This window comes from uncultured Photobacterium sp., from assembly GCF_947502415.1.
Classification (GTDB): domain Bacteria; phylum Pseudomonadota; class Gammaproteobacteria; order Enterobacterales; family Vibrionaceae; genus Photobacterium.
This window is the reverse complement of the sequence record NZ_CANMZV010000007.1, coordinates 223,896-250,406: the sequence shown is the minus strand read 5'-3', so window position 1 is coordinate 250,406 and position 26,511 is coordinate 223,896. Positions and strand designations below refer to the sequence as shown.

The 26,511-nt window shown below is 46.6% G+C and carries 18 protein-coding genes, 1 pseudogene and 1 riboswitch; of the genes and pseudogenes, 4 read left to right on the top strand and 15 right to left on the bottom strand.

Annotated features, from left to right (window positions below; translation table 11 throughout):
* The first annotated feature begins 141 nt into the window (after window positions 1-141).
* On the top strand, window positions 142-1,089 hold the full coding sequence (locus Q0852_RS10120) for a DUF3179 domain-containing protein (protein ID WP_299017900.1): 948 nt from the start codon (window positions 142-144) through the stop codon (window positions 1,087-1,089).
* 200 nt (window positions 1,090-1,289) lie between these two features.
* Here the strand turns inward: Q0852_RS10120 and Q0852_RS10115 are convergent, their stop codons facing one another.
* The 5 genes and pseudogenes from Q0852_RS10115 to Q0852_RS10095 form a co-directional block, all read right to left on the bottom strand.
* Entirely contained in the window at window positions 1,290-1,904 is a 615-nt protein-coding gene (locus Q0852_RS10115) for a hypothetical protein (protein WP_299017899.1), read from the bottom strand.
* A 266-nt stretch (window positions 1,905-2,170) separates the two neighbouring features.
* A pseudogene (locus Q0852_RS10110) lies at window positions 2,171-3,457 on the bottom strand (MFS transporter); the annotation flags it as partial.
* A 68-nt stretch (window positions 3,458-3,525) separates the two neighbouring features.
* Window positions 3,526-5,097 carry a long-chain fatty acid--CoA ligase gene (locus Q0852_RS10105; protein ID WP_299017898.1) on the bottom strand — a complete coding sequence of 524 codons (1,572 nt, stop codon included), beginning with the start codon at window positions 5,095-5,097 and terminating at the stop codon, window positions 3,526-3,528.
* Between the two features lie 378 nt (window positions 5,098-5,475).
* Complete coding sequence (locus tag Q0852_RS10100; RefSeq protein ID WP_299017897.1) at window positions 5,476-6,033, bottom strand: sugar O-acetyltransferase; 558 nt, start codon at window positions 6,031-6,033, stop codon at window positions 5,476-5,478.
* Between the two features lie 313 nt (window positions 6,034-6,346).
* Window positions 6,347-7,030 carry a DUF4336 domain-containing protein gene (locus tag Q0852_RS10095; protein WP_299017896.1) on the bottom strand — a complete coding sequence of 228 codons (684 nt, stop codon included), beginning with the start codon at window positions 7,028-7,030 and terminating at the stop codon, window positions 6,347-6,349.
* Window positions 7,031-7,434: 404 nt separating this feature from the next.
* On the opposite strand from Q0852_RS10095, the gene Q0852_RS10090 reads away from it, so the two are divergent.
* Window positions 7,435-8,901, top strand: a complete 1,467-nt coding sequence (locus Q0852_RS10090) for a Na+/H+ antiporter NhaC family protein (protein WP_299017894.1) — start codon at window positions 7,435-7,437, stop codon at window positions 8,899-8,901.
* 36 nt (window positions 8,902-8,937) lie between these two features.
* Window positions 8,938-11,049 carry a molybdopterin-dependent oxidoreductase gene (locus Q0852_RS10085; RefSeq protein WP_299017892.1) on the top strand — a complete coding sequence of 704 codons (2,112 nt, stop codon included), beginning with the start codon at window positions 8,938-8,940 and terminating at the stop codon, window positions 11,047-11,049.
* Between the two features lie 91 nt (window positions 11,050-11,140).
* On the opposite strand, the gene Q0852_RS10080 is transcribed toward Q0852_RS10085, so the two are convergent.
* From Q0852_RS10080 to Q0852_RS10040, 9 genes are all read right to left on the bottom strand, one after another.
* A complete protein-coding gene (locus Q0852_RS10080; RefSeq protein ID WP_299017890.1) occupies window positions 11,141-11,716 on the bottom strand; it encodes a DJ-1/PfpI family protein in 576 nt (191 codons plus the stop codon).
* Window positions 11,717-11,726: 10 nt separating this feature from the next.
* Window positions 11,727-12,359: a bifunctional 4-hydroxy-2-oxoglutarate aldolase/2-dehydro-3-deoxy-phosphogluconate aldolase gene (locus Q0852_RS10075; protein ID WP_299017905.1), complete on the bottom strand. Its 633-nt coding sequence runs from the start codon at window positions 12,357-12,359 to the stop codon at window positions 11,727-11,729.
* Window positions 12,352-13,329 (bottom strand): sugar kinase, encoded by a 978-nt coding sequence (locus Q0852_RS10070; RefSeq protein WP_299017888.1) that lies wholly within the window; start codon window positions 13,327-13,329, stop codon window positions 12,352-12,354. Before Q0852_RS10070 ends, Q0852_RS10075 begins: the two co-directional genes overlap by 8 nt.
* A gap of 174 nt (window positions 13,330-13,503) precedes the next feature.
* Complete coding sequence (locus tag Q0852_RS10065) at window positions 13,504-14,358, bottom strand: tagatose bisphosphate family class II aldolase (protein ID WP_299017886.1); 855 nt, start codon at window positions 14,356-14,358, stop codon at window positions 13,504-13,506.
* Between the two features lie 108 nt (window positions 14,359-14,466).
* Window positions 14,467-15,948, bottom strand: a complete 1,482-nt coding sequence (locus tag Q0852_RS10060; protein WP_299017884.1) for a DUF2264 domain-containing protein — start codon at window positions 15,946-15,948, stop codon at window positions 14,467-14,469.
* An 88-nt stretch (window positions 15,949-16,036) separates the two neighbouring features.
* On the bottom strand, window positions 16,037-17,644 hold the full coding sequence (locus Q0852_RS10055) for a sulfatase-like hydrolase/transferase (RefSeq protein WP_299017883.1): 1,608 nt from the start codon (window positions 17,642-17,644) through the stop codon (window positions 16,037-16,039).
* Window positions 17,645-17,671: 27 nt separating this feature from the next.
* Window positions 17,672-18,934 (bottom strand): anaerobic sulfatase maturase, encoded by a 1,263-nt coding sequence (locus tag Q0852_RS10050; protein WP_299017881.1) that lies wholly within the window; start codon window positions 18,932-18,934, stop codon window positions 17,672-17,674.
* 310 nt (window positions 18,935-19,244) lie between these two features.
* Window positions 19,245-20,240: an adenosine deaminase gene (add, locus tag Q0852_RS10045; RefSeq protein WP_299017880.1), complete on the bottom strand. Its 996-nt coding sequence runs from the start codon at window positions 20,238-20,240 to the stop codon at window positions 19,245-19,247.
* Between the two features lie 24 nt (window positions 20,241-20,264).
* A riboswitch (purine riboswitch) is annotated at window positions 20,265-20,364 on the bottom strand.
* A gap of 197 nt (window positions 20,365-20,561) precedes the next feature.
* Window positions 20,562-22,739: a methyl-accepting chemotaxis protein gene (locus Q0852_RS10040; protein ID WP_299017877.1), complete on the bottom strand. Its 2,178-nt coding sequence runs from the start codon at window positions 22,737-22,739 to the stop codon at window positions 20,562-20,564.
* A gap of 668 nt (window positions 22,740-23,407) precedes the next feature.
* Here Q0852_RS10040 and Q0852_RS10035 point away from each other — a divergent pair.
* Window positions 23,408-24,430, top strand: a complete 1,023-nt coding sequence (locus Q0852_RS10035; protein WP_299017875.1) for a hypothetical protein — start codon at window positions 23,408-23,410, stop codon at window positions 24,428-24,430.
* Window positions 24,431-24,524: 94 nt separating this feature from the next.
* On the opposite strand, the gene Q0852_RS10030 is transcribed toward Q0852_RS10035, so the two are convergent.
* The gene (locus Q0852_RS10030) at window positions 24,525-26,327 is read right to left on the bottom strand and encodes a methyl-accepting chemotaxis protein (RefSeq protein ID WP_299017872.1); all 1,803 of its coding nucleotides are present in this window, start codon (window positions 26,325-26,327) and stop codon (window positions 24,525-24,527) included.
* Window positions 26,328-26,511: the final 184 nt, after the last annotated feature.

Below are 26,511 nucleotides of genomic sequence, written 5' to 3'. Positions count from 1 at the left end.
ATGCATGACAAGGTAATTGGCACATTCATTGAGCGTGAGTTCTACAGATGTTAGTTCAACAAGTTGGCGTCATGACCCAATTTTTCTTGAAAGATCTTCATTGAGCCTCGGTCTTATTCTTTAAGCGCGATAGGGGGATCAATGAAGCTGTTGTTAATTCTTTGCTACGGACTTATCTTCACTCTACCGTTAAGCATGCATGCCGCATCGCTTAACGGTTTTAATCTTGATCGGCTCACTGTACCGGCAGAAGAAATTTTATCTGGCGGGCCGGGTAAAGACGGTATTCCGGCAATACTTCAACCCCGCTTTATCGAGGGAAGTAAAGCTAAATTCCTCAAAAGCCATGATGTCATTCTTGGCCTAACAATGAATGGACAAAGCCGAGCCTATCCCATCAAGATCCTCAATTGGCACGAAATCGTCAACGACCACATCGATGGGCGAAAATTCATTATCAGCTATTGTCCACTCTGTGGTTCTGGAATGGCTTTTCTCGCTAAAGTAGGAAATCAAACACTGACTTTCGGGGTTTCTGGCCTTCTCTATAACTCAGATGTACTTATGTATGATCACCAAACCGAATCCCTATGGTCACAAATCCGTGGTAGGGCTATAAGCGGGAAAGCCGCTGGACAATCCCTCACCCAGTATCCTTTACGTTTAACCCGATGGACTAAGTGGCTCTCTGATCACCCAGACACCCTCGTGCTATCAGAACGAACCGGATATTTCCGAAACTACTCGCAAGACCCATACGCTGGCTACAGCCGCTCTCCTCGACTATTCTTCCCTGTAGCGAATAAAGCGCCGAGTGATTACGCAACAAAAGAGACTGTATTAGGGTTCAAAGGTAAGATGGGACAAATTGCCTTTCCACTATCGGAGCTTTACAAACACAATAAGGAAAAATTCACCTATGAATTTGAAGGACAACAACTGACCATTCACTGGGATAGGCAAAACCAGTCCGCTCTGATCACCGACCAATCCGGCAACCAGCTAGCCTCGACGATGTTGTACTGGTTTGCATGGTATGCATTTTTTCCGGAAACAGAAGTGTTTGTGGCTGGGGAATGGAATTACTGACAGAGAAGCATTCAGTTAATAACATCGCGCAACAACTCGAGTTTTCTAGCAGCAGTGCATTTATTGCTTTTTTTTTGAAGCATACCAACCAAACACCTGGACGTTTTATTGCCTCAATTTAAACCTTCGATATCAGATTCAAACTTTATACATCGACATAGTGAGTATTCACCTACCTCACTATGTCGTCTCTTATGTCCTCAGAAGGAGAATTTCACACCACCCTGCCAATTAAATTGCTCAGCATCACGAAACTTGTTGTAACCAACACTCGCTTCTAAAGAAAACAGGTCTGTAAGCATTATTTCGTTATTCAATCGATAATCATGCATTTCTCCTTTATCAAAAAAAGATATCCGGTATTGCGGCTGAATTGCATAAAATGACGATAACTGAAATTTAGCTCCAGCCTCGAAACCAAGCGCCACTTCATTAAATTTAGACTCTTGATTACTGCTATGATGCCTCACGGTTTTAACCTTATTAGCGCCAGCAGTTACATAAAATGAGTTGAATCCAAAATCGTGATGATGACCTAATCCAATAAAATGATTATCCAAATCTGTACTTGCTCGCGTTACACTAGTCAAATCAATACTTGTGTATAGATTGTTCCCAAAATCTAGTGAACCGCTAAAATAAAAACCACCAAGATCTTTACTTTCAGAAGGATTATATCTCTCACCAAAGTATGAACCAAAACTGTTAGATTTTACCTGAGTACCCTGAACACCAAAACGAATGTTATCAAATGAATTGCTGGCATGAGCAAACGCCGCATTACTCAAAAGAAACGCGATTATTACCTTTTTCATATCTACCACTAATTTAAATTAAAAAAACAGCGTTCATTTTATTCGAATTCACTATTGATGCAATACTAAAATCAAACTTTTTTAAACCATACACAAAAATCTTTCGTAACATAGCTGCACGCCTAATACCAAACTGAATAACAAAACAAAAATGGCACTTCCCTTATCTCCTGACTGAAAGGGAAGTGCCACTTTTCTATAAGCAGAATATACTAATTCAAGCGTCAGTCGTTACAGTAATCAGCTCGTTTTCCTGTCACGCAAGCAATAAAGCGCTGAGGAAATTCCGGCACCTTGCGGAACAGATAGAACGCTGAAAATACATTCATAACCGCCAGCATGAAGAAGAACTGTGGAATCGACATCCCCGCCGCACCCAACAGCACCATACCGATAATGGCACTGGCCACCATAAAAATCGCATTCATGATGTTATTAACAGCAATAGTTTGCGCCAGCAATTGCTTCTTCGCCCGCTTCTGCATCATCGCATACAGAGGTACGATGAAAATACCGCCAGAAACCCCAATCAACATCAGATCGATAAACACACGTAACAGTTCAGGGTGACTAATAAAACTGATTATATCGCTGTAAGCAAGAACGGTTGACGGCACAGCGAACAATAGATCAGCACCGAAGATCGTCAGCCCAAGGCTACCTAATGGCACCATACCCGGCTCAATACGGTGACCGGACAAACGATCACACAGCATAGACCCCAAAGCGATACCAACCGAAAAAAGAGCCAGCAATACCGAAACCGCACTGGCACTCCCGCCAAGGTGCAGCTTAGTAAACTGGGCAAACTGCGTCAGGTAGCTGGCACCAAGGAACCAGAACCAGCTGATAGCCAAAATAGACTGGTATACGGTTTTGTTCTCTTTCACTGCACGAATAGCCTGCCCGGTGTGCTTAACCGGACGCCAGCTGAACTGAATTGACGGATCACAGCCAGGAGCTTCAGGGATCGAGCGCGAAGCAATATAGCCAAGTACCGCAAACACAACGACAGCCGCAGCAGCAATAACATTAGCATTAGGTTGATCAGCGATAACACCGGCCAACAGTGTACCGAATAAAATCGCCAGGAAAGTTCCTGCTTCAACCAACGCATTACCCGGCAACAACTCGTTATCTTTCAGGTGCTGCGGCAACAGCGCATATTTGACCGGGCCGAAAAACGCCGATTGCATCCCCATGAAAAAAAGCAGCAGCAACAGTGCCGAATAGCTTTCCGTCAACAGTGCCAATGCCGCCATCAACATGATTCCGATTTCAACCAACTTGACACGGCGGATCAACCAGGACTTTTCATATTTATCAGCAAGCAAACCAGCACTGGCTGAAAAAAGAAAAAACGGCAAAATAAACAGTCCCGCCGCCAAGTTAATGATCAGGTTACTATCAATTAATAAAGAACCTGGTGCGGCGAAGGCTACCAATAGTAACAATACGTTCTTAAATACATTGTCATTAAAAGCACCAAGAGCCTGTGTGCAAAAATAAGGAAAAAAGCGCTTATTGGTAAACAAAGCTGATTTCTTGTTCATAACAAAACCGTTTAAGGCGCCAACTATAGCGCCCACTTAATTAAACGAGAAACGAGTTTAGAGCCGGTTTATACCAGCTCAGCCTTTAACTCTCTTTTCAATATCTTTCCAGTCGCACTGATAGGCAGATGCTGACGAAATTCGATATGACGCGGATACTTGTACGAAGCTAGCTGGGTTTTACTCCATTCAATCAGGCATTGCTCATCAGGCTGTGCGGCACCATCACTACTTTCTTTCAGCACAACGTAAGCCTTGATCTCCTCACCGACTTTCGAGTCTGGAATACCAATAACCGCTGCCATAGCAACGCCCGGATGTGTCATCAAGACATCTTCGATTTCACGTGGATAAACATTGAAACCGGCACGAATAACCATGTCTTTGATTCGATCAACCACGTATAAATTACCAGCCTGATCAAACTGGCCAATATCACCGGTATGCAACCAGCCATCTTTCAGCGCTAGTGCCGTTTCTTCCGGACGGTTCAGGTAGCCCTTCATTACATTGTGACCACGAATAATCACTTCACCATCTCTTCCAATTTCGACCGGCTCACCCTTCTCATCGACAACACGGATCTCAACGCCCTGCACTGGCTGGCCTACCGAGCCCGTCACACGTTCGGCATCAAGATGATGGAAGCAGGCCACCGGGCTGGTTTCAGACAAGCCGTAGCCTTCCAGGATTGGAATGTTAAATTGTGACTCAAAGGAATGAATAACTTCAGCAGGCAGTGGCGCGCCACCACTGATGGCCAGCCGCAGAGAAGAGATGTCATAGCTTTGTTCGCCACTGGAAGCAGCCTTAGCCTTAGCCTGCAGCAAACCGATATACATAGTCGGCACGCCGGCAAAAATCGTGGCGTGGTGTTTTTCTATTTCCCCCAGAACCTGCTGTGGCTCAAACCTCGGGATCAACAGTAATGTCGCACCTGACAAGATCGCTGTATTCATATGTACTGTCTGACCAAAAGAATGGAACAGGGGCAGTACCGCAAGGTGTACATCATTTCCGTTACCAGCCATTAAATTGCTAGCCACCATCGCATTGCACACCATATTGCCCTGGGTCAGCATCGCTCCTTTCGGTTCGCCTGTTGTTCCCGAGGTATACAAAACAACTGCAGTATCATCGGCCTGACGGGCAACATAGTCCTGCACCGGTTCTGCACTGTGGATCAATGCGCTGAGTGTCGGCATCCCGTTAAAAGCAAGCAGCTTAGGATCACGGGTAATCACCGCCATGTGCTCACACTGTTCAACCTGTTCGAAGGCTGCAATTCCAGCTTCCGCCATCGGCAATTCAGCTGTTCCTTCAAAACAGAAGAAGAACTTGGCACCGGAATCTTCCAAGTGGTATTTAATCTCACGCTCTTTAAAAAGCACGTTCAGGGGAACAACTACACCGCCTGCTTTTTGAATGCCGTAATAGATAAACGGAAAGAAAGGAATGTTCGGGCAGCTCAACGCCACACGATCGCCCGGCTGGATACCTGAAGCAATTAACGCTCCGGCTACCTGGCTGGCGATATGATCAAACTCGGCATAAGTAAATTGGACGTCGCCACAAATCAATGCAACCTTATTAGGCTTACATTTTGCGTTTCGCTGTAAAGCAGCGGCTAAATTCATCATGTTTGTGTTCGCATTGTTGTATTAATTAGGTGGCGTACCATATATCAGAATTTAATATGATCAGATCCGACGAGATAAGAGAACCAAATATAAATTCATTGCACCAATTTAATTCCACCATGTTTGAAGCAAAACAGTGCAAGCCACATGAAGACACAAAGATATCTTACAAAAACAGTACACTACAATCATTTCGAAAGTATAATAAACAAGGTGAATAATACAAAATGCATGCACGAGCCCATAAATACCGCTTATAGCAAATAATATAAATATTTATCGTTATTTCGATTTATGGGGGGATATTGAATGGAAAATTTCAAATACTAAAAAGATGCCGCTGGGAATAACAAACGGCAGCACCTAAATTTACCAGCTTTATTGAATATCCAGGGTACGAATTGGCTTAGCCGGAGAGCCGGCACAAATGGTATTTGCAGGCAAGTTCTTAACGACGACACTGCCAGCGCCAACTACAACATTATCGCCAATAGTAACTCCCGGACATACTGTTACATTGGCCCCAAACCACACATCATTGCCAATGGTTATGGGCTTAGCAAACTCTTCGCCCGTAGCTCGCTCTACGGGATCTAGCGGATGTCCCGCAGTTGCAATAACCACTCCCGGAGCCAACAGACAGTTATCTCCTATCGTAATAGGAGCGCAGTCCAGAATTGTACAGCCATGGTTAGCATAAAAACCTTTACCAACTTTAATGTTATAGCCGTAATCACAGTTAAAAGGTGATTCTATCCAGGCATCCGTTTCCTGTCCCAGAAGTTCATTGATCAACGTCTGCCGCAGTTCTTTTTCCGTCGGGCAGGTTTGATTAATCTTAAAACACAATTTTTTAGCATTAAGACGCTCTTCTATTAGTTCTGTATCCCAACTCTGATACATCAGGCCAGATAACATCTTCTCTTTTTCGTTCATGAAAATTCCATAGTTCTTCGCGAATTCAAGCTTTATTTTCATGCAGAGCCTGAAATTTCAACTAAGTATTATGAACAATCGGATGGATGATATCTCACAAAATGAAGAGTTCGACTATTAATTTTCTAAACAGATCACGTTTGGTGAGGACTGTAAATTAATCTCCACTTAAATAACAAAGTACCGTCAAAATAAAAGACCATAAGTAAAAGAAAGATAAAAAGGTACAAAAAATATAAAAAGGCAGTGTAAATATCTGCCTCTCTCTCAAATCTATGTTCAAGTACCATTATTAAAAGCAGTAAACGGCTTATCACTCCCCTACCCACTTAAAGGAGCGTTGCAGAAACGCTTCGGCATCCTCTTCGATAATTTCACCATGCGCCATCACAATCCGTTCAGGCTCCCAGCCCCGAATAGTACGGATATGCTCTCTTACCACTTCTTTCTTAAAGCTCAGCCGCCAGTCAATTGGTGTTTTACCGTTAGGAGCAATTATGCCAGCCCAGTTGCACAATAACTTGCGCCAGCCTTTAAAGTGATTCTGGGGGAAATTCTCGATAAGATCAGTCATGATCACTGTTTCTGATGCTCGATGAAAAAACACACATTCCTGCATTAAAGATGATCCGGACACCAGAACCTGATCTATTTCTTCATTCCATGGCCACGCCTTAGCAACATTAAGCGAGTCAGCAAACTGCAGATCAGCACGTTTCCTAACCACTTCATCAGTACCAAAAAGATGCGCATCGGGATAATGCTTAACCCAATCGGTCAAATAAAGATGATGAAGGTGATTCGGCGCTACCAGATACCGAACAGTTCCTAAAATCGCCAGTTGTTCCGCCAGATAAAATGAATACGCTATCGGGCTGTGCAGCCATAAGTCACCGTTTGGCAACCTTATAACCGTCATCCTGGTAGTAAATGGGCAATGGTAGAAAGTAACGGTCTCTCCTTCAAATATCCATAAATCATCAGCTAATTGCTGCATTTCATCCCTCACTCAATTAAGAATTAATTGTTATTAAGCATAAACCAGTATTTAATGTGGGAAGAAAATAACCTTCAGTAAAATAAATAACTTTCGATACTCTGTCTCAGTCATGCTAATAAACTTTTTATTAAAAAGATTATTAACTAAATTAATTATCCATAAGCAGCCCTCGCCTTCATCTACGTATTCAATATCGTAGCTCCCCCACAGAAACAGCTCAGACTTATCATAAAATTAATCAATAAATACAATACGTTGGAACCAAGACCACAAAACACTGAAACAAACAGTAAAAAGGCCACCAAGTCCATTTAGAACAATGACTTAAGTCACAGTCAATTTTCATGCAACATTTACAATCCCTCTTTCTTCTTATCCCACACTTTTAATGGAATACGCCTGTGGAAAATACATCTTCTGCTATCGGGCAGAGAGAGGGCATTCGCTTACCTTATTTCAGCGAAGCCGCCTTCCTGCTCTCTTTTATTACCTTATCGTTAATTATTGGCATCATGGTATTTAGCCTTGATGTGCACATTTTATTAATCGGCTCTGTAGTTCTTGCCATGCTGTTTTGCTGGCGTTGCGGATTTAACCTGGAACAACAAATAGAAGTGATGGGCGACAGCCTGAAAAATGCCACCGGGGCCATGTTCTCGTTTCTTCTTATCGGGATGATCATCGGGGTCTGGATCCTGGCTGGCACCATTCCTTCCCTTATTTACTATGGTCTGGATATGGTTTCACCCGAACTCTTTCTGCCTGCGGGTTTTCTGGTGTGCTGCGGTATCACTTATGCCACCGGGACAAACTGGGGGGCAGCATCAACAATTGGTGTTGCGCTGATCGGTATGGGGATCGGCCTTGGTGTTCCGCTACCGATTATTGCCGGTATGATCATCTCCGGCGGTGTGTTCGGGGTGAACCTGTCCCCGGTCTCTGACGTGACAATTCTGGCTTCCGCAACAGTCGGAACCAGTGTCAGCAATCACCTGAAAGCCCTGAATAAGGTCAACAAGATCGTGCTGGTGCTTTCTACGGTTGCCTATTACTTCATGGGGGCTTTCTTTGTCGGCACTGAAACCGGCGGCACCGGCCATATCGGTGAACTGCAAACCACGCTCAGCCAGACTTTCGACATGAACTTAATCGTTCTTGCGCCAATTGTGGTGACATTAGCACTGACTTTCGCAAAAATCCCGTCTCAAATCGCCCTTTTCTGCGGTGTGGTTGTCGGTGCGCTTGTCGCAGGCCTGTGGCAGCAGAACAGCGTGACTGAAGTGTTTGCTGCTCTGAATTACGGCTTTACCGATTCAACCGGTTCAGAACTAGCCGATAAGCTCTTGATGCGCGGCGGTATCCAGAGCATGATGTGGACCTTCTCGCTGGCATTTATTGCCCTTTGTATGGGTGGCCTGCTTGAAAAAGCCGGATTCCTTGGCGTTCTGCTGGAAAAAATCCTGCCACGGATCAAAAGCGATTTCAGCCTGGTGTTAACCACACTGTGTACCTGTGTGCTTGCTAACGTCGCCACCAGTGAAGTGTACCTGTCGATGATCCTCAACGGCTCGCTGTACAAAGGCGTGTATGCCGATCGCGGCTTTAAGCCGGAAATGCTCAGCCGCCTGCTAGGTGAAGGGGCCATGACCTCAGGTATGCTGCTGCCATGGACAACCGCCGGCGCCTTTATGACCGCAACCCTCGGCGTCAGCCCGCTGGTCTATGCCCAGTACGCCGTGTATGTCTGGCTGACGCCATTGGTTTCGTTGTTACTGGTCGCCATGGGGCGCACCCTGATCAGAGGCGAAGCGACAGAAGTCAGCCATAAACAACAAGAATCTGGTGTTCCACAAGATGCCGAAGCCTGATACGAGTAACGACAGAAACTTTTCATTGAGGTATTGATGTTCAGTCAATCAAGCTTTCAACCACTTCCGGCTGAAACAATCACAACCAGCTGCGCCCTGTGCGGCAGCGGCTGCAGGATCCGGGTTATCACCAACCCGGATGGCACCATCAGTGCCAAAGGCGATCGCAGTGATGCTGTCTCTGGCGGACAACTCTGCCGCAAAGGCATGCACAGCATTGATCTGATGAACCACCCGGATCGCCTGACTCAACCACTAAAACGAACAGGCAAACGCGGTGAAGGACAGTGGCAGGCTATCAGCTGGGAAGAAGCCATCACTTACACCGCAGAACAGTTCGCGAAATCCCAACAGCAATGGGGGCCGAACAGTGTATTTATGGCTTACGGCTACTCCAAAGACTTTATGTATACCCAGTTGCTACGTCTTGCCAATGCGGTGGAAACCGTCAACGTGGTCGGCCCGGAAACTGTCTGCTGGGCACCGACCAAACTCGGACGCGAATATACGCTTGGCTATTACCCGTCGCACGATATCAACGAGCAGACACAATGCATTCTGCTGTGGGGCGTCAATAAGTACAAAACCCGATTCAGTGATGTCAAAACGCTGAAAACAGCCATGGATGCCGGAGCGAAAACCATCTGTATCGATCCGCAGCGAACAAAACATGCCAAAAAAGCAGAACACTGGCTGGCGCTGAAGCCGGGCAGTGATTTGGCGCTGGCGCTAGCACTGCTCAAGGTTATTATTGACGAGCAACTTTATGACCATGAATTCGTTGAACAGTGGTGTGAAGGCTTCGAGCAACTAACCCAACACCTGGCACAATATGAGCTTGCCCAATTAGCACAGGAAGCGCAGCTCGACATTGATCAGATCCGCTCCTCTGCCCGGCTTTATGCCAACACCAAACCCGCGGTGATCATTACCGGTAATGCCCTGGACCACAACAGTGACAGCTTCCAGGTCAACCGCGCCATTGCCATGCTGATGGCGATAACGGGTAACCTGGACGTACCCGGCGGTCAGTTCCAAAGCCATGCGCCATCATTGGTTTCCGGACGCTGGCCTTATGACGATAAAGAAGTCAGTGCAATGTCGGCCGAATCACGCGCAGCCAGTGCCGGTACGCCGGTATTGCCGGAGTACTTCCGCGCCACCAGCCATGGCATTACCAAAGCGATCTTAGGTAAGGGTGACCAGAGAGAAAGCCCAATCAAAGCCGGACTGGTTGTCGGTGCTAACCCGATGCTGAGCTGGCCCGATAGCCATGCCGTCCATCAGGCGTTGTCATCGCTGGACTTCCTTGCTGTTTCTGAGCTGTTCATGACTCCGACCGCGATGATGGCAGATATCGTCTTCCCGGCAGCCAGCTTCATGGAATATGAAGCCATTGCCCAAGGGCTTGACGGCTCAGTACGCTATCAGCCCAAAGTCGCGCAAATTGGTGAATGCCGTCCTGATCATCAGATCATCGCTGCTATCGGTGAAGCCATGGAGGTCATGCAACCTCATTCTGAAAACGAATACTGGAACGGTTTTCTGACAATCGGTGGACTCGACTTTGCCACTGTCAAAGCCAAACAGCTCGTCACACCTCCGGCAACACCACAACGGTTTCGCAAGTACTTAACCGATGGCTTCCCTACCCGTTCAGGCAAAGTAGAACTGTTCAGCCGCCGGCTGGAAGAAATGGGGGCTGAGCCGCTGCCTGTATTCCATCCTGAAATGAAAACCGATCCGGACTTTCCGCTGGCGTTAACAACAGCCAAAGCCAAACACTATATGTTCTCTCACGGACGGCAAATTGCGCAGCTGCGTAAAGCTCACCCTGAGCCGCTGGTCAGCCTCCATCCGGAGACTGCCGAAAAGCAGGGGCTGTCTGAAGGGCAAAAAGTGAAGATTGAAACACCCAACGGCCGCGCCATCACTCAGATACTTCAGCTGGACAGCAAGCTGTCAATGAACGTCGCTATTGCGGATTTGAGTTGGTGGTATCCGGAACAAGGCGAAACCAATCTTGGCGGTGTATTCGAGTCGAACTATAACGTTCTGACTTCCATCGAAGATAATGGCAGAGGTTTCGGCGAAGCCGGAAGCTTCGACATCAACGGCCTGGCGTGCCGCATTTCTGCCTGTGACTGACCACATCAATTAGTCCAATAAAGAAAAAGGCAGGCTCTGATATCAGCGCCTGCCTTTTAATTACCCGTTAAGAAAAGAATTAATGTCGAGGTTATAGTGGCCAGTGATCAAAGTAGATATGGCTTGCCTGCCAGTCGACCTTCTCTACATTATCCGCCAGCAAATGCTTAGCAACAGTAAAAGCAAACTCAAAGCTAACGCCCAGCCCTTTACCGCTGATAAAGTTACCGTCAACAACAACTTTCTGATCAACAAATTGGCCGTCAGCGAATTTTTCCTGCAAACCACCACCTGTAGTATAGCGACGACCTTCAAGCAGATTATGCGCAGCCAGTACTTTGGCACCGGAAGAACACAAAGCACAGATGTACTTATCTTCACTGATATGGCGCTTAAGAAAATCGATCACCATCGGATTTCCACAAAGGTTGTCCGTTCCTTTCGGGCCCCCCGGCATCATCACCGCATCATAAGTATTGTCGTAGCAATTTTTCAGGGTATCGTCGGCTGTGATACGCGTTTCGAAATAGGTGTTCAATGCGGGTGTTTCCATACACGACAACACATCGACCTTAATATCCAAACGGCGCATGATGTCGATAAAAACAACTGCTTCGCCTTCTTCAAAGCCATCAGCCAGCAATACCGCTACATGTTTTTCTGTCATCCTGACCTCCTTACCCCTTAATCAGCTCACAGGTTTCGCGTACATTGCGGGCAATTGTTTCCCAGTCGTTATCACGAATAGCCGCAGTCGGTGCAATCCAGGTTCCGCCACAAGCGATGACCTGAGGGATCGCCAGGTATTCCATCAGGTTTGCTGGTTTAATTCCGCCGGTTGGCATCAACTGAATATTGCCGTAAGGGCCTGTCAGTGATTTCAGCATGCTGATACCGCCGGAAGCCTCCGCCGGGAAGAATTTCAGTGCGGTCAGACCAAGTTCAAGCGCCTGCTCTACCTGACTCGGACTGTTAACGCCCGGAATGATCTTAATGCCTTTCTCCAGACAGTATTTCACCGTGGTCGGGTTCAAGCCCGGGCTGACAATAAAGTCAGCTCCGGCTTCAACAGCCTGATCAGCCTGAGCCGGTGTCAACACGGTTCCCGCACACAAAATCAGATCTGGGAATGCCTCTCGGATCAGGCGAATTGACTCCGCCGCCGCCTCACTACGGAAGGTAATCTCAGCCGCAGGCAGGCCATTGTCATTCAGCACCTGCGCCAGCTGCACGGCATCTTTTGCATCTTCAATCTGGATCACCGGCATTACGCGCAGTGCCCGAAGGGTTTTACCCCACTCTTTATTCATCATCTTCAACACTCATTAATTCCGTTATATAACGTGTTTCTTGCACCGGGATAATGGCCCCATTATGCTGGATCACCGTTGCCGCCAGCTTGTTGCCCCAATGACAACACTCCGCCATTTCCATTCCGGTACACCATGCAGCCAGCCAGGCTGCATTGAACGAATCTCCGGCAGCCGTAGTATCAACCACAGTCTCAACCCGGTTACCGCTGACAAAACCTTGATGGCCATACTGAGACCACATTGCTCCCTTGCTACCGAGCTTGACCACTACCTGACGAATACCAAGCGAGTGAAGACGTCGTGCAATCACTTCTGGTGATGAGTTCATGGTTCCCAGCAGCAAATCTTCATCTTCAGCTGTCACTAACGCGATATCACTGAGATGGTAAAGCCGCCCCAGCCATTCACAGGCATGGGTAGAGCTACGCCACAAACGCGGGCGGTAGTTGGAATCCACAGCAATCTGCACGCCAGCAGCTTTCAGTTCAGCCAACATATCGAGCAATTTCAGCTTGCCGCTATCTGGCAATATCGCCAGGGAAATCCCCGACAGATAAACAAGGTCAAATTCTTTGAGTCCTTCGATCAATTCATTGAAGCGAGAGTGTTCACAAAGGTATCTGGCCGCTGAGTCGCTGCGCCAGTAATGAAAACTGCGCTCCCCGTCATCATCGATTTCAATCGCATACATGCCGGGAAGCTTGTCCGGATTTTCCAGCACCATATCGGTATCAAGACCTTCAGCCTGCCATGCTGATAGCATATGTTTGCTGTAAGCATCAGTACCGATGGCTGTGATATATCCCGGACCCAGGGAAGGAAGCAGACGTGATAAGTAAACGGCCGTATTTAACGTATCACCGCCAAAATGCTGAGCCTGAGCTGCAAAAGGTTTGCCGCTTAGCTCAATCATACATTCGCCGATAATGGCGACCTTCTTGTGTTTTGCTGTTGTGAGCGTTGCCATTTAATTATTGTCCGTAGTCGGTCTCTGCAAAGAAGAAAATAGATAGAAGGAAATGGCTATATCCGCTAACTGAGGGTGTATTAACGGATATAGCCAGGAGCAAAGCACTGGGGGACGTGCTTCTATACCAAACCAAGCACAAATCTGTCTGGTATTATTTTCTTCCGTTCCTGATCACAGCTTGCCTTCACTGCCACAAACGTTAATTTTTTCCTGAACCACTTTCTTCATCGCCTGTTTACCCGGAACGATGTAATGACGCGGGTCATTGGCTTTCGGGTTTTCAATAAAGTACTGCTTCACTGCATCAGAAAACGCGATCTTCAGCTCAGTAGCCACGTTAACTTTGGTGATGCCTAACTCAATGCAACGACGAACATCTTCATCCGGAACACCGGATGCGCCATGCAGAACCAAAGGTACATCTGTCTTGCCGCGGATAATGCCTAGGCGATCGAAATCTAAACGAGGTTCTTCTTTGTACATACCGTGAGCGGTACCAATGGCAATCGCCAGCGAATCAATACCAGTGCGGTTTAAAAACTCAACCGCCGCTTCAGGATCGGTGTACATGGCATCTTTGGCGTCAACAATCAGATCATCTTCCTGACCACCCAGACGACCCAGCTCCGCTTCTACCGAGCAGTCCCAGCGGTGGCAGAAAGAAACAACCTGCTTCACCAACTCAATGTTGTCTTCAAAGTTCAAATGTGAACCGTCAATCATCGCCGACTTGATCCCGGCTTCAACTTTATTGCGGATATCAGAAAATGACTCATGGTGGTCCAGATGAAGAGCAATCGGCATTTCATAGCGTTTCGCCGCCTCTTTACAAATCCCGACCAAATAATCAGTTCCTGCATAGGAAAACGTACCCGGCGTACCCGCCAGAATGACAGGTGATGCCATTTCGGCTGCCGTTTCAACCACAACCTGAACCGTTTCAAGATTGTGAATATTGAACGCAGGCACGGCATAGCCACCCATCTGCGCCTTGTGGAGCATTTCGCGAGAAGAAACCAGAAACATATAAAACCTCAAAACCTTCGTTAGCTTTCGCTTTAATCATATTCGAAAACAAAGACAAAGAAAAAGATCTGGATCACATAAAGCCTTTCAAAGCGAAAGATTGCGAAACTAGAAGAAATGAAACATTTTCGATGTATAACAGGTGTTCCCCTTACGAAGCAGGTTATTTTTCGGTCTTTCGGCCCTGCCCAGCAGGACTTCTACCATCTTTTTCGACCAGGATTGATGCTCAAGACGACGAGAGAGCGGTGACTGCTGGCTGGTATAGTCGCTCCTGAACAGCACAACGACCTCTTTCGTTTTGAAAGTGCCGATAACGCTCGCTTCAATCGCAGGAATATCAAAAGAGAAATCCCCTTTCTCAACTTCCAGCGGAGCCTGATCGGCTTGCCATAGCCCACTACGCTCCGCACTGTAGAGCGCAATATTAAGAGCACGCAACGACCAGAAGCTGCTGGCCGGACCGCTGTAATTGTCCACCAGCCGGGTATCATCATTAAATACTCCCTGAGTCGGTGCACCGTAACGCAGGGCTCCCTGACCGATAAAGTATTGCAAGCTGGTTTTGAACGCGCGTTTGGCCTGTCCGGCAGAAATAGCCGGCAGCTGTAAATCCACCGCAGCCAGCAAAGGAGCTGCCGTTGCCAAGCGATAACAAACGCTGCGACCAAAAAACGGAATCCCTTCGGTAGTAAAGAAATAACGGTATTTCTCGACAAAAGAGTTCAGGCTGTCACGAATAAAGACAGGGTCAAAGTCAGGATCAATTTGATCCAGCCAATAGAGCGAATAGAAAAAGCCCCAGGCGTTGTAGTAGTCATAATTACCCTTTGCGCCATCCCGGAACCAGCCATCACCGACATAGAATTCCTTGATTCTGGTGTATTTATTACGGGCAACAGTATCTTCACCTGTCAGTGACTTGATCACCAACTGCACGGTAAGCGAAAACAGGTGCCAGTTGTTATCAACTGTGTCAAAACGGTTAACCTGTTTGAACCAGGCAATCACCTGCTCTTGCTCATCCGGATTCAACAGCTCCCAGACCCACTCACGACTCAACCATAGTGCCAGAGCCAGATCGGCGCTTTCACATATCCGCTGATCGTAATCATGCAGCTCACCCCAATAGCCACGATGAGCAGGGTTGGTGCCAGCCAGAAAAGCGGAGCACAAGATCTTTGGTACATCAATAACTTCGTTATTCATCCCGTACAGGTGGATTGATTCCTCTGTGCGACCATGAAGCCAGGCCGCCAGTGTTGGTAAGACGCGGCTTACTCCTTCCATCGCATCGGTTCTTGCCGTCTGCTGGCTTGGCCTCCCCGGATAATAAGCATGGGTATAATCCCACACGGCGTAGTGTTCGAAAGCTTCCGCAACATAGCGAACCAGCAGATCACACAATTCCAGCAATGTATTGTTGTCATCATTGAAAGCTTCGCGAATCGCGTCATCATGTTTGCCATAAGGTGTTTTTCGGTAACGCAACCGAATCATATTTTCTTTACATAGCCGCAGGTACATAGCGGCATCTGGATGTTCATAAGGGATTATCGGGCGAGGATGAGCGATGATTTCTTTTTGCATAAGTCGTTCCCCACAAGAATTGTTCTGATATTGGAGAGATAAAAAGAGATGTAAAAAAAAAGGCCTCGGCTGAGGCCCTGATGATGGTTTATCTGGCCGATTCAGTAAGAATTTCGTATCGGTCCTGGCCCCAGGCTACCGGTGCCGGCTTACCCTTTATCCAGTCATAAAAAGCGGTTTTCAGCTCTTTAACCTTCTCAGGATATTTATCTGCCAGGTTCACTGACTCAGCCGGGTCTTTGGCGTAGTTATAAAGCTCAAAGTCCTTGCTGCCATCGTCGTAATAGTGCAACGACCAGTTTTGATCTTTGATTGCCCACTCACCTTTCGAATGCTTTTCGATGTACTTGCTTGGAATGAACTCATTGGTTTCATAGGTGATCCACTTCCAGTAGTTACTCCAGAAATCAACATTGCGTGAGTCATAGTGGAAGGCACGAGGACCGGCCCAGTACAGGTATTTATGCGGCGCCTGCTTTTCACCCTGCAGCACCGGCATGATGTCCTTGCCATCGACTTTCATTTTCGCCGGAATTTCAATACCTGCAGCAGCCAGTGCCGTTGGCAGAATATCCATGGCAGAAATCATGGTGTTATTCACCTGACTTTCAGGCAATACCCCTTTCCAGTGGGCAATGAAAGGCACATGGACACCGCCGCGGTAACGCTGCCCCTTGAAGGCCCGATCCATACCATTTTGCGGCATCGGTGATTCATGCACCGCACCGTTATCTGACAGGAAGAAAATCATCGTGTTTTCATACTCACCCATGGTTTTCAGCTTTTCGATGATCTTACCTATTCCCTCATCCGAAGCATTCACGTGGGCGTAGTATTTATCGGCCTCAACATTACCGGTGTTAAAACGCTCCATGAATTTGGCTGGTGCCGGCTGTTCCAGCGGAATATGCGGCACACTGTAAGCGAGGTTTATGAAGAACGGCTTATGATTATCGTTGGCTTTGTCTATAAACTGAATAGCTTCATCAGTTAGGTTATAAGTCAGGTAGCCGGGTGCAGGTACACGCTTACCATTTCGGAAGACTGTCGGTGAATTGTAAAGTGCAGCGCCCGATACATAGTAACTGAACGAATAATCAAAACCACGTTCCTCCGGGCCATAACCAGGCTCAGCAATAGAGATTTGGTTATCGTGGTAGTCACGACTCTGCTTATCTTTCGGAATAAATTCCTTATGCACCTTCGCGTTGTGGTATTTCCCGATATTCGCAGTTGCGTAACCATTCTCATTAAATAAAGCCGGCAACAGTTTAATATCCAGAGGGATCCCCTGCTTGGCATCATCGTTACTGTAAGTACCAAAACTATGCGGGAAACGTCCGGTCATCATACCGGCGCGAGAAGGACCGCAAACAGGCGTCGCCACATAAGCATTCGTCATCCGAACGCCTTCGTTAGCCAGCTTAGTGATGTTTGGCATAGAGCGTTTAGCAGCATCATAAAGTTTAGCAAAGTCACCTTCGTAACGAGCCGCCTCAGGACGTTTCAGCAATGTGTCCTTATCAACCTGCTCAAGGGCAAAATCCAGCTGCGCCGAGCCCAGGTCATCCATCACGATCAGCAGGACGTTAGGCTGTTCAACTTTCTCTGCCGCCATCGTCATTACCGGTGATATTGCACAGGCAGAAGCCACAAGGCCCGCCAACACCGTCTTCTTTGTTGAGGACAGTTTCATTGTTCACTCCTTTTCAAATAAAACCACTTAACGCATGTTTGCCAGTATCGGCATGACGTTAGCCGCAACGCCGCCGCGCTGGATCTCCTGCACCATCAGGTGCATAGCCGTTGCGGTATGCGTAAAAATCCGTTTGTAAGAAGCACAAAGGTAATTCTGTTTGTACTTCTCACCTTCGATGGGGGTAATCCGGTGTTTAGGGCAGCCGCCGTTGCACAGCACATTAACCTCGCACTGCTGGCACAGGCTGGTAAGCTTCGTCGCTTTTGCTGAGCCAAAGCGTTGCTGCTGCTTGCTGGTAGCCAGCTTTCCGATATCAGTCTGGGTAATATTGCCGAGTCGGTTAGCCGGGTAGACATAATGGTCACAGGAATATAGATCGCCGTTAGCTTCAATCACCATTGCCTGACCACACTCTTTGGCCTGGACACAAACCGAAGCGGGATATCCCATCCAGGTCGCCAGAATGCTGTCGAACATGCGGATGAAAATGCGCCCGACATCTTCTTTGATCCACTCATCAAATATCTCGGTCATGAACTGACCGTATCCCTGTGCCGGCACAGAAAAGTGAGTAAGGGTTGCATCTGCTGTCGGTGAATAATGGCCTGTCGAACTCTGCTGGCATCGCTGCTCAACCTCAACAATCGGAATAAACTGCATATGTTCGGAACCGAGTTCCTTAAGGGCGTGATAAGTTTCCCTGGCTTTATCCCAGTTCTGATCGTTGATAACGGTCAGAGTATTAAACTGAACATTGAATTCCTTTAGCAGGGATATCGCATGCTTGACCCGCTCAAAGGTCGGCTTGCCATTCACTGAGATCCGGTACTTGTCATGAACGTCTGCTGCGCCATCGACTGACACCCCGATAAGAAAATTATTATCAGCAAAGAACTGTGCCCACTGGCGGTTAATCGCCACGGCATTGGTCTGGAAGCTATTGGTAATTGTCTTACCGTCTGCGTATTGCTTCTGGTACTTCACCGCATTGCGGTAAAAGTCGAGTCCGGCCAGTGTCGGTTCGCCGCCCTGCCAGGCAAAATCTATCTCATCGCGATCCTGGGAGCGGATGTAGTCTCGGATATAACGTTTCAACATCGCATCGGACATCTGATCTGAAGGCTTTTGAGCTGAAGACTCAGGGGATGCCGCTTTCTTACCGTCCGATGCATCCACCATTTCTTCTTTTTCAAGATAAAAACAATAGTCACATTTCAGATTACAACGGTAGCTAGTCGGTTTTGCCATCATATGGAAACGGGCTTTTTTATGATTTTTTGTTGCCATGGTTACCTCCGCGACACCAAGTGAAAGATATCGAAATACCACACAAAGAAACGAAAGGAAATATACGTGAAAAACAAAGAAGGAGGAACGGTTAAGATCACATATTAAAGAGGAAGAGGTGAAATAAACGAAAACAAAAACAGGCAAACGAAATGAACATTGAAACGATATGTAAGTGACTTAGCCAATAAGATTGCAAACAATAACGTCACGGCAAAACAGATTGTCTGCTCTAATGCCATAAAAAAACAAGGGGCCAAATATCATTTAGCCCCTTGGTATATCCGACAGCAATGTTTAAGAGTTGCGATTACTCAGCGTACTGGCGCAGGTGTTGCTTCACTGCGTCAGATGCAAAGGAGTGCTCGATACTCACTTTGTAGATTTCGAAGTAATCTTCACGAGTCAGCTCAAACTCTTCAACCACTTTACGCACTTCGTCAGTCATTGTGGTGTTAGAAACAGTACGGTTATCCGTGTTGATTGTGATCAGCACGCCGTCTTTATGGAATGCTTTGATCGGATGGCTGGCAAGATCATCAACCGCTTTAGTCTGAATGTTGCTGCTAGGGCAGGTTTCCAGCGCAACCTCATCACTCTTCACCAGATCATAAGCCTGCTGATGGCCTTTGATGTGAATACCGTGGCCGATACGCTCAGCACCCAGCAGTGAAACCGCGTCGTAAACGTTCTGACCGGAACCCTGTTCACCGGCGTGAATGGTTACACGGTAGCCTTTCTCGATAGCGTATTTCGCGTAAGGGATGAATTCATGACAAAATCCCGGTACTTCACTACCGGCCAGGTCGAATGCAGCAACACCGTCATTCAGGTATTTCGCACCGGCATCAATAACCTCATTAATCTGATCTTTAGGCATGGTACGCAGAATAGACAGAATGTAGTTACCTTTAATGTCGTACAGCTCTTCTGCCTTTTTCATGCCTTTCACGACACTACCGATGATCTGATCAAGGTTCAGGCCTTTTTGAGTGTGCAGTAGCGGGCCGAAGCGTACTTCCAGGTATTTAACGTTTTCTTTAGCCGCATCTTCAAATACTTCAAATGAGATACGCTCAATCGCCTCTTCTTCCTGCATTACAGAAAGCGGCAGTTCGAATCGCTTCAGGTACTCATCCAGATTCGGACAAGTCTCTGGCGCAACCATCATGTCTTTGATTTCAGCAATATCTTCGCTAGGCAGAGTCAGGTTTTGCTCGCAGGCAAGGTCAAGGATGGTTTGCGGACGAACGCTACCATCCAGGTGGCAATGTAGATCAATCTTGGGTAAATCAAAGTAATTCATGAGTCTCTACCTTTACTAGGCTATGCATAAAGTTACAGACTTCATAATCAAGAGTTTAAGGCTCTTGGTAGAAACTCCCAAACCATATCATTGGGATTATACGAAGCAAGATATCAAGAAGTTTATCATTGAGATCTACACCTCGCAATTTCCTGCAATTACATTATTTACAACAAATTAATGAGATTGTGATCAAAATCTGATGGTCAACAGGAAAAGAATACTAGTGACGTATTTGTATGATTTTATTAAGTATGTGAAATGTTTTTCCTTTCCTCCTGAAAGCCATTGCAGCCTTCAGAAAGAAAGGAGTCACTGGCCTTATTTGACCTTGAACTGGCGAACCAGAACTTGCAGTTCCTGCATCAGAGTTTCCAGCTGCTGGCTGCCTCTGGCGGACTCTTCAGCCCCGGTACTCACCGACTGGCTGACATCCCGAATATTGGACACATTACAGCTCAGCTCTCCGGCAACATTGCGCTGCTCTGTTGCGGCAACAGCGATAAGGTTACTGATGTCATCAATACTGGAGATATACGTGATGATCTGCTCCAGAACCGCGACAGTTTCCGTCACCTGCTCAGCCGTGATTTGTGCTTTATCATTACCTTTTTGAATTGCTTCAACCACTTCACCGGTGCCCGCCTTCAATGAATCGATCACCTCACGGATCTGACTGATAGAATCCTGAGTACGACCGGCCAGAGTTCTGACTTCATCTGCAACAACCGCAAAACCACGCCCCTGCTCACCTGCACGAGCAGCCTCGATTGCAGCGTTCAGTGCCAGCAAATTAGTTTGCTCTGCAATGGCTTCGATAACTTCAAGAATTGAATCAATATTGTCGCTATTTTGCGCCAGACGATCAGCAATAGGAACAGTAGCACTGACTTCCTCAACCAGCGAAGACATTGCCTCAGTCGTCTGGGCTATCACACCTTTTCCTTGCTCTGCGGCATTATTGGCTTCTTTCGCCGAACTAACAGCCTGCCCTGCATGATTGGCGACTTCCTGTGCTGTTGACGCTAACTCGGCCGCCGCACTGGCAACCAAATCCACTTCATTAAATTGCTGCTGCATTCCGTCGCTAGTGCGATTAGATATTTGAGATGCTTCCTCGGCTCTCGATTTCGCATCTTCCACTGAGTGGGCAATCTGCTTCACCGTTCCCTGCAGTTTATCGACAAACAGGTTAAATCCATTTGCCAGCGCCCCAAGCTCGTCGTCACTGTTCACCGTCAGCCTGCGGGTCAGGTCACCTTCACCGGTTGCAATATCCTGAAGACGATCTGCCACCAGCCGGATCGGTGCCACCAGACGAATCGCCAATACCCAGATCAGCCCAAGCGCCAGAAGCGTCACCCCAACGCCTATCAAGATAATTTTCGAAGCATTATCTGCATTAGCTGTTTTAAGTGACTGTTCCAGAGAAATTGCACGGGCCATCACACTCTCACGAGGCAGTTCAAAAACCATTCCCCAGGATTGTTTATTCCCTGCGAGCTTAACAGGAACACATGCTTCCAGGATCTGACCGTCATTTTGCCACTGAACGGAATGCTTTGGATTTTTCAGCCAGCTCAGCAACGAACCTTCAGATACAAAATTACCCGCCTTCAGGTGTTCGCCTACCAGTGCAGGCTTGGCATCGTAACCAACAATCAAACCACCATGACTCAACAAGATAACTTCACCGTCCCCCTCAAAAACACGACGGTCGGCCTGATTTATCATGCTCTGGATATCAGCAAGGCTAAAATCAATACCCAACATACCAATCAGCCTGCCATTTTCCTTCAATGGCAAGGTCAGAGAAGTCATCAGCATCTCTTCACCATCAACCGTATCAAGATAAGGATTGAGAACACATGCCTGACCATTATTTCGCATCGAACAGGCATACCACTCATTTATTGGCATCTGGTTGTCGTCAACCTCTGTGTCGTACAAATCTTCTTCAAGCAGCACCTCAAGTTCAACGCTACCATCTGAATTACGGGCCCAATAGGGAGCAAAGCGCCCCGTGCCTGTACCAGCCAATTCATCAGCATCAACAAACTTTGCATCCTCACCATCCAGGGCATTCTTATCAAACACCACATAGATACCCAGCATCTGTGCGTTATCACTGACCGTTTGCTGAATAAGCTGATTCATGGAAAGACGTAATTTTTCAGCCGGTATCTGATTCTCTGCGGAATTCTTTTTCAGAAAAAGCAGACTGCTGCGTAACATCTCAGCACGATCAAACGAACGGTCGAATAAGCGTTGAATCAAAAGGGATTGCTCACCGGCCAGTTCTTCAATATATAGCTCTGCGGACTGTTTAAGGTTTTCTTCCGTCTGCTGACGTACCAAATCCTGCGTTTGCTGGTTAGCATAAAAGAACGAAAAAATAAGTGCCGTGACCGTGATAACCAGGCTTCCCCCTGCCGCAAGAAGGAACTTCCAGCGTACGGAATGACGTCCGAGATAGCTGGCAGATTGAGTGTTGTGCATTTAGTACCTCAAAACCTTTCGGCTTTACATAATGCCAATTGACAATTGACAATTTAGACAATAAAAAGAAATGATATCAGATAACCTTCACCTAATCGTACAGTATGTTGTTTACTTACTAACCAATTGATCACACTCAAAAATACCAGCATAAAATTGCATCCATTCCAAGGGATGTCACTTCGTTGTTTTGCTCATGTGGCAGAGTCGGTTATCAGAACAAAACCTCTTCACGATGAAAGTTTTAAAGTTGCAGTAAAACTCATTGGTTCGCCACCAACAAAGTTACGCCGTCACCCCTCCAACAAGAAACAACTCTCAAGCGAGGGGGGCTAATTTGCTTGTGGGCTACCCCATTCATCATGGCATAACGGAAATTTTGTAATGCGATAAAGGAAAGTACAAACAGCGAATTGAGTCAGAATATAAAACCAACATGACAACTGTTTTCAAATATTAATCTCTTAGTGATCACAAAAATGACACGATTAATTTCAGCACAAAATACAAGGCTAATATTGATTACAGTGATCGCGTGTGTTTGTTATTTTACATGGATTAATTACTCTATAAATTACATCAGATTCCATTCACACCTCACCCAAATATTCACTTCATTATCTGAATATATTCATCATTATTATCGAATGTGATTAAAAGGTGGAATTATGGCTTATACCAAGGAACAACTCATGCTGGCATTCAGCTACATGAGCTATTACGGCATTACCCACACCGGCTCCGCACAAGAAAATGCCGAACTCATCCTGAAAAAAATGAATGAGGCCCTAAAAGAGTGGAAGCCTTTTCAGGATGATGACTGGGAGGTCGTCTGGGGGCCTGCGGTTTACACCATTCCTTATACTATCTTCAACGATGCCATGATGTATGTGGTGCAGAAAAAAGGCGTTGAAGGCGAATACGTGATTGCCATTCGCGGCACGAACCCGGTATCCATTTCAGACTGGCTGTTTAATGACTTCATGGTAAGAAAGATGAAGAAATGGCCTTATGCATCCGTTGAAGATCGCAAGCTTAAAATTTCCAAGAGCACCAGCTACGGTCTCAAAACCCTACAGAAATTAAAACCCAAATCCGGCATTCCCGGCGAAGGTAAAACAGTACTGCAATTTCTGAACGAGAAGATAGGAACAGAAGGTAAAGCAAAAGTCTGTGTAACCGGACACAGTAAAGGCGGCGCTTTATCCTCCACTGCGGCATTGTGGCTGAAGGACATTCAGGGAAAGGAACTCTCCACTAACATTGATATATCCACAATTCCGTTTGCCGGGCCAACAGCCGGTAATGCCGACTTCGCTAATTACTTTGATGAACAGCTTGGCGATAAATGTACCCGCGTTGCCAACTCGTTAGATATTGTGCCTTATGCCTGGAATACAAAATCGCTGAAAAAACTCAAATCTTTATATCTCTTTGAGTTACCTCCGGTGCTGCCTTCGCCATTCCAGCGTGCTTTAATCACAGGCATGATTGCAGAAACCAAAGGCAAAAAATACAAACAAATAAAAGCGGAAACACCACCGCTGGAAGGCGAATTTAACCCACTACTCATTGAATACCTGGTTCAGGCTGCCTACCAGCATGTTGTCGGTTATCCGGAGCAAATGAATATGATGGATGATATTCCCTTAACCGACATCTTCGAAGATGCAATAGCAGGTCTATTGTAAAGAGCATTTAATATAACCACCCAACTAAAATATCATTAATTAATAAAAACACCGCCTTTTCAAAGGCGGTGTTTTTAAATATCTCATACATTATTTACGACAAGCGAAACTTCGACATATGAATATTAATTTCATCTTTGCACTGAGATAACTGACGCGCCGTTTTTGCAAGCTGCGCTGCGGTTTCTGATGATTGGCGAGTTATACCGACAATCACCTGCATACTTTCATTAAAAGATTCTGCCGTCACATTTTGCTCTACCGATGCTGATGACAAATTGATCGCCTGCTCAGCAACATTGTTAACCAGTTCAGATACGTCACCAAGGTGGGTGCCAATATCGTTTACCTGCTGGCGTGATGACAACATTGACTGCCGACTTAAATCCATTACAGTCACAGCTTGTGAGGCATCATGACGTAATGCTTCAATAATTGTGTGGATTTCCTGTGTCGATGCCTGAGTTCTTTGTGCCAGTAATCGCACTTCATCAGCAACAACAGCAAAGCCGCGTCCTTGTTCTCCGGCCCGGGCAGCCTCAATCGCCGCATTCAATGCCAGCAAGTTAGTCTGTTCGGAAATACTGTTGATCACCTCAAGTACAGAACTGATATTTTCTGTCCCCTGCGCCAGCTGCTCAACCACCCCGGCGGCATCCGTAATATTGGTATCAAGGTGACGTATATCTTCGATTGCGGTATCCGTCACCTGATTACAGCGCATAATCAGCTGTTGGCTCTGGCTGGCACTTTCGGCAACGTCGGTCACGCTGCTGCTGATTTCGCTCATTGTTGCAGTCAACTGAGTCATGGCGGTTGCTACCAATTCGGATTCGGACAACTGCTTTTGTGACCCGCTGTTGTTCTCTTCTGCAATCGAGTCCATTTCGGATGTCATGCTATTCAACAGCTCAAGATTGTGGCTGATATCACCGACCATATGGCGCAGTGAGTTTGTCATATGGTTGATAGCCTGAGACAGACTTGCCAGCTCATCTCGGGCCTCTGATGACAATTGATGATAGAGCTCACCATCAGCTAAGCGCTCCACGATACTAATGGTAGTCTTAATCGGATTCACGACAGAACGGGTGATCACCAGCCCGATGAAAAAACTGGCCACAACAGCAGAGAGGCAAACAACAATGCCAACTACAGCACTGAGCTGCTTGTCTTTCGCCATTTGCAGCTCAACATTAGCAACCAGTGATTTGGCACTATCACGTACCTCTGTCGCGGCTTTAAGCATAATCTCACGCGTGCCGACTGACTCTTTCACTAAGCGGCCAACCTGACTGAGCTTACCACGATATGCCTTAACCTCTGATGTAGGCACATAGCTTGCCCACTGGCTTAAATCGTCTTCCCACTTATTTACTAATACCGGATCCAGCGACAATTCCGTCTGCGTGCGAGCCTGTTCCAACCGTGCCAGTAATAACTGAGCTGAATCAGCCAGGTATTGCTCCGCCCATAACCTCTCGGCTTCAGCCATCTGCTTTGTGAGATTTTGGATACTGCTCATCTGTTGATTAAACTGGTCGAACTCTTTTCCGTACTCAATACTGGCAGCTTCAAACTGATCGACCAAACCACGATCTTGCTTATTACTGAAAAGCGCCTTACTGGCAACAAAGTTATCCAAATTGACCTTGTGCCATTTTTTAAACCGCTGGGCATAAATGGGATCCCGGGTGTTCAGGTAGTTATTTTCCAGCACCTGCAATCCGAAGACCTCTCGAACACCGACATTGGCCGCATTTAACTGATTAATCTCATTATCGGTTACCCAACGGGCACGGAATCCTTCCCCGTAAACCAGCAACAGCATCATGATGATAATCGCAAATCCCGCACCAAGCCGTTTGCCGAAACTGTACTGATCTAACCGAAACATTTTTTCTCCTAAGAATATAAAACCGTATTAATATAAAAATCGAGTTTCACAAAGCTTAATTATTTTTCGAATTACAGCAGATATTAATATCCGTTACTTCGACCTCTTAATGTGCATGCATAGTAATTTGATTTTCAATTATTGACTGTGATGAAAACCACACAACGAAAACAAACGAAAGAAA

Excerpts from the sequence above, each read along its gene's own strand:
- Q0852_RS10120 (WP_299017900.1), top strand. The coding sequence starts at position 142 with ATGAAGCTGTTGTTAATTCTTTGCTACGGACTTATCTTCACTCTACCG.
- Q0852_RS10115 (WP_299017899.1), bottom strand. The coding sequence starts at position 1,904 with ATGAAAAAGGTAATAATCGCGTTTCTTTTGAGTAATGCGGCGTTTGCT.
- Q0852_RS10105 (WP_299017898.1), bottom strand. The coding sequence starts at position 5,097 with ATGATGAATTTAGCCGCTGCTTTACAGCGAAACGCAAAATGTAAGCCT.
- Q0852_RS10100 (WP_299017897.1), bottom strand. The coding sequence starts at position 6,033 with ATGAACGAAAAAGAGAAGATGTTATCTGGCCTGATGTATCAGAGTTGG.
- Q0852_RS10095 (WP_299017896.1), bottom strand. The coding sequence starts at position 7,030 with ATGCAGCAATTAGCTGATGATTTATGGATATTTGAAGGAGAGACCGTT.
- Q0852_RS10085 (WP_299017892.1), top strand. The coding sequence starts at position 8,938 with ATGTTCAGTCAATCAAGCTTTCAACCACTTCCGGCTGAAACAATCACA.
- Q0852_RS10080 (WP_299017890.1), bottom strand. The coding sequence starts at position 11,716 with ATGACAGAAAAACATGTAGCGGTATTGCTGGCTGATGGCTTTGAAGAA.
- Q0852_RS10075 (WP_299017905.1), bottom strand. The coding sequence starts at position 12,359 with ATGAATAAAGAGTGGGGTAAAACCCTTCGGGCACTGCGCGTAATGCCG.
- Q0852_RS10070 (WP_299017888.1), bottom strand. The coding sequence starts at position 13,329 with ATGGCAACGCTCACAACAGCAAAACACAAGAAGGTCGCCATTATCGGC.
- Q0852_RS10065 (WP_299017886.1), bottom strand. The coding sequence starts at position 14,358 with ATGTTTCTGGTTTCTTCTCGCGAAATGCTCCACAAGGCGCAGATGGGT.
- Q0852_RS10060 (WP_299017884.1), bottom strand. The coding sequence starts at position 15,948 with ATGCAAAAAGAAATCATCGCTCATCCTCGCCCGATAATCCCTTATGAA.
- Q0852_RS10055 (WP_299017883.1), bottom strand. The coding sequence starts at position 17,644 with ATGAAACTGTCCTCAACAAAGAAGACGGTGTTGGCGGGCCTTGTGGCT.
- Q0852_RS10050 (WP_299017881.1), bottom strand. The coding sequence starts at position 18,934 with ATGGCAACAAAAAATCATAAAAAAGCCCGTTTCCATATGATGGCAAAA.
- add (WP_299017880.1), bottom strand. The coding sequence starts at position 20,240 with ATGAATTACTTTGATTTACCCAAGATTGATCTACATTGCCACCTGGAT.
- Q0852_RS10040 (WP_299017877.1), bottom strand. The coding sequence starts at position 22,739 with ATGCACAACACTCAATCTGCCAGCTATCTCGGACGTCATTCCGTACGC.
- Q0852_RS10035 (WP_299017875.1), top strand. The coding sequence starts at position 23,408 with ATGGCTTATACCAAGGAACAACTCATGCTGGCATTCAGCTACATGAGC.
- Q0852_RS10030 (WP_299017872.1), bottom strand. The coding sequence starts at position 26,327 with ATGTTTCGGTTAGATCAGTACAGTTTCGGCAAACGGCTTGGTGCGGGA.